The following is a 4219-nucleotide window of genomic DNA, read 5'->3' as shown; positions in this document are numbered from 1 at the left end:
CCGCTTTCTCCGCCAGAGCCAGGCCTTGTTGCAAGCTCACCCCGAAGCCTATGCCGTTGCCGTCCGGCACCTAGAGCAGGGATCCCCCCTCCAAGACTGCCTAGCTGCCCTTGCGGCCAGCTTGGAGGAGCGGCGTCAACAACCTCCCTCGCCCTCTTCTGAAACCTCTTGCTGATACACTGTGACATACGAAAAAAGCTCGGGATCCCCCAGGCTCGGGATCCCAGCGATTGACTATATCGTTGTGTCGCTTAGGGAGGATCCGTCTTGCGCCCCATCCTCATTGCCGGCAACTGGAAAATGCACAAGACTCAGGCTGAGGCTCGCCAGTTTCTGCGCGAGTTTGCTCCGGCTCTGCAAGCGTCGTCTGTAGGGGCGACGCCGCAGCGGCAGATCATCCTCTGCGTGCCCTTCACAGACCTGGCTGTGGTGGTAGAAGAAACGCGGGGATCCGGCATTGCTGTGGGAGCCCAGAACCTGCACTGGGAGGATCAAGGGGCGTTTACGGGAGAGATCTCCGGCCCCATGCTGGCAGAGCTGGGGGTGCGCTACGTGATCGTCGGCCACAGCGAGCGGCGGCAATACTTTGGCGAAACCGATGAAACCGTCAACTGGCGCTTGGCAGCGGCCCAGCGGCACAGGCTCACTCCTATCCTCTGTGTGGGGGAAAGCTTGCAACAGCGGGAACAGGGCCTAACCGAGTCCTGGATTGTGGGACAGTTGGATCGCGCCTTGCCAGGGATCGATCTGCAAAACCTCGTGATTGCCTACGAGCCAATCTGGGCTATTGGCACGGGGAAAACCTGTGCAGCGGCTGAGGCCAACCGCGTCATCGGCCTTATACGCCAGCATCTGGGTGCCGACCACCTGCCCATCCTCTACGGTGGCTCCGTTAAAGCCAGCAATATTGACGAGCTGATGGCCCAGCCGCAGATTGATGGTGTCCTGGTGGGGGGCGCTAGCCTCGATCCCCAAGAGTTTGCCCGCATTGTCAACTTCCAGACCCTAACCCCTGCTGCAGCGGCTCCCTAGGCTCCTCAGCGAGATTGCCCCCACAGCAGAGCCACCGGGAAAGACTTGAGGACGGCGCCCACTGGCAAGGTGTCGCCAGCTGGGATCCCTTCTTGGGTGAGGCCGTTCACCCAGTCCAGCCGCTTCCAGCGCGGCAGCTGAATTTCCGTATCTTTCCAAACCAATTCCCCTAGGGGATCCTGCGTCTCGTCAATTAAGGAGGTTAAGAAGCGGGGCGCCACCACCAGGACGACTTGTTTGTCGTGCTGACGGGCAAAAGCGATGACGTGGTTGGCATAGGAGCCGCTTACTTGCAGGGGGATATAGCTGCCTTCCAGAAACAGTTGCGGCTGTTCCTGACGGCCCTTTAGCATCTGATGGATGAGAAACAGCTTAATGCGGCCGTCATGGCGGTGGAGCAGAAGATCTTGGATCAGTTGCAGGGAATCCTGCTTAATTCGCCGCTGGATTTCCTCGAGGTAAGCTAGGCGACGGGAAAAGTCCACGGGCCGACGATTGTCGGGATCTACCATACTGAGATCCCACAGCTCCGTGCCCTGGTAGATATCCGGGATCCCAGGGCTGGTGAGCTTCAGCAGGGTTTGAGAGAGAGAGTTAAAGATGCCAAAGTGGGCAATTTTGCGCTGAAAGGGCAGGAAAGACTCCAGGAAGGGGCTTGAGGACTGCAGGATCTGATCGATGAAAGCAAGGGTGGCTTCTTCATATTCGGTATCGGGGCGAAGCCAGGCAGTGTGAACTTTGGCTTCCCGAACCGCTTTAATGGCGTAGTCTTTAACTCGCTGGATAAAGGTGGGAACTTCCTCCGGCTGAAAGGGATAGGAGCCGATCAGGGTCTGATAAAGAAAATACTCGTCGTTGCGATCCGGCAGCTCCAAACGCTTCGCTTGCTTGCTGCGGACTTTGTAGCCAAGATTCAACTCATGCCAGAGTTTAATGTGCTTCTCCCACTCGGCGGGGATTTCCGAAAGCACATTCAGGCGGGCCCGCACATCCTCGCCGCGTTTGGTGTCATGGGTGGAGGAAGCATTCATTGAGAAGGGCCACTGGGCTGCTCGTTCTTGGTTAAAGCGATGGAACTCTTGGACAGAAATGCCAAAACGACACAGATCCCCACCCACTTCGTTTAGGGATAGCAGCCGATTGTAAACATAGAAGGCCGTATCCTCTACCCCTTTGGCCATGAGAGGGCCGGCCAACTGTTGCAGCCGCATAGCAAAGTAGATTTGCTCGTTTTTCTCTTCCTCTGAGACGTTTTCAGGGAACTCAAGGCAGAGAAAGCGCTGCAGGAAATTCAGCTCGTTGACCAGAATGGGCAGGTTCTCCTTAGCTTTCTCTACAGCTTGACGGATAGCCTGTTGACCTTCTGGGCTGAGGATCCCTTCATGGATGTAGACCCGGTAGACTGGGAAACACACCAAAACCTCTGCCAGGGCTCGGCGCAAGCTGTAGAGGGTAAAGTCGTTGGCGTAGCGGTGATGGCTGGTAATCTGCTTGAGCAAAAAAGCAAGGTTGTCCATGTCCCCTGCCAGGTTGCGCTCGATAATCAGCCGTTTTTTATCTTCGATAACTTGTTCTGGTGACTGTTGTAGGTTGGTGAAATCTTGATACAGAGCACTGAAGGCTTCTGCATTCTCCGATTGGCAAAAGATGCCATTAAGCTTAGCTAAAAAGTCGTAACCCGTTGTGCCTTGAACTGGCCATTGCTGAGGTAGCTTCTCATTAGCTTCTAGTATTTTTTCTACCACGATGTAGAGATCTGGGCAGCGTTCTCGCAGACGATGGAGATACTCCTCTGGGTTAAATAAGCCATCGATGTGGTCAATGCGTAAGCCCGTAAAGCGCCCCTGTTCTGAAAGCTTGAGGATGAGCTGGTGTGTTTTGCGAAATACTTCGCGATCTTCCATCCGCAGCGAGATCAGATCGTTGATGGTAAAAAAACGACGATAATTGATCTCCTCAGCACCCACCTTCCAGAAAGAAAGGCGGAAGTTTTGTCGCGCCAAAAGGCTGTCCAACAAGTCAAAGCTTGAGGGATCCCCTGGCTTGCCGTTAAAAATGGCAATGTTCTCGTCAAAAAAGTTCTGAATATGTTGGCTAGAGGTGTAGAGCTCCCATAGGGAGTGCTTGGCAAAGTTAATCTGATCGGTGCGCTCTAGAAGATCTTCTTTGCTAGGGATGAATTTAAGACTGAAGAGGATCCCGAGTAATTTGATGTAATCGGGGTGGCTGCGTCCTAGTTTTCGTCTTAGTTTGCCCAAGTTGTAGGTAAAAACATCGGCATAGGTATCAATATTTAGAGGAAATCTCAAGTTATAGTAGTTGATGCTAAGGCCATCAGCGTCGTAACGGAGCTGGATTTGTCCAGACTCCAAGCATTTATCGTAGAAGTCACCCAAAAAAGGTGCCAAGATCCTTCCCTTAATACCTAGATAAGAATGGTTCCAGTTGACATCAAAGTAATCGATGAAGTCTGAGTTAGGGCCACTTTCCAAAACATCCATTAACATTTGATTTTGGCCGTCGTAGGCCATGTGGTTGGGCACAATGTCTTGGATCCAGCCGATTCCCTGCCGGTTGAGGGTTTCCCACAAGAGTTCAAACTTTTCACTCCCCCCTAGCTCCACGTTGATCTGCCTGGGATCCACGACGTCGTAGCCATGGGTGCTGCCCTTGCGGGCCTGAAAGATGGGAGAAGCATACAGATCGCTGATGCCCAGCAACTTCAGGTAGGGGACAATTTGCCGCGCTGCCTCAAAGTCAAATCCAGCGTGAAACTGAATGCGATAGGTGGAAGTCGGGATCCGCATGGCGACCTCAAAACGACGACAAGGTGGCTCAGCCCATGACCAGAAGGGATGTTTCCAGGGTAGCGGCTAAGATCAGGGGATCCTGGATAAAGATCGGCCAGACCCTAGATAGGTGTTCAGGGGCACAAGAGTGCCCAAGTGCAGACAATGATGCTAAACCAGGCAGCGGCGAGATGGGCAACGATTGTTCTCCTGCCCGTCTGCGTCTGATGCAGCAACGCCTGGAGGAGATTTTGCTGGAGGCCAGCAGCTCCCAGCCCCAGGTCAGCCTGGAGATCCCTGCTCCTCCCAGTCCGGATCCCTTGGCGGCTCCTCTGCCAGCCCATACTTTTCTCAACGTAAGGCGCGGGATTCCCCACCCGGGTGGGGAGGGATAGCGC

At 54.2% G+C, this 4219-nt stretch carries 3 protein-coding genes; 2 read left to right on the top strand and 1 reads right to left on the bottom strand.

Features of this window, described 5'->3' with window-relative positions:
• The first annotated feature begins 267 nt into the window (after positions 1-267).
• The gene (gene tpiA, locus NW835_RS00415; protein ID WP_414364169.1) at positions 268-1032 is read left to right on the top strand and encodes a triose-phosphate isomerase; all 765 of its coding nucleotides are present in this window, start codon (positions 268-270) and stop codon (positions 1030-1032) included.
• A 5-nt stretch (positions 1033-1037) separates the two neighbouring features.
• Here tpiA and treY read toward each other — a convergent pair whose 3' ends face one another.
• Complete coding sequence (gene treY / locus NW835_RS00410) at positions 1038-3839, bottom strand: malto-oligosyltrehalose synthase (RefSeq protein ID WP_414414230.1); 2802 nt, start codon at positions 3837-3839, stop codon at positions 1038-1040.
• Positions 3840-4012: 173 nt separating this feature from the next.
• On the opposite strand from treY, the gene NW835_RS00405 reads away from it, so the two are divergent.
• Complete coding sequence (locus NW835_RS00405; RefSeq protein ID WP_414414229.1) at positions 4013-4216, top strand: hypothetical protein; 204 nt, start codon at positions 4013-4015, stop codon at positions 4214-4216.
• Positions 4217-4219 lie beyond the last annotated feature (3 nt).

Source organism: Synechococcus sp. OH2 (genome assembly GCF_047462155.1).
In the GTDB taxonomy this organism is placed as follows: Bacteria; Cyanobacteriota; Cyanobacteriia; order Thermostichales; family Thermostichaceae; genus Thermostichus.
Note: the sequence above shows the minus strand (reverse complement) of the source record. Positions and strands in the feature narration are given on the sequence as shown.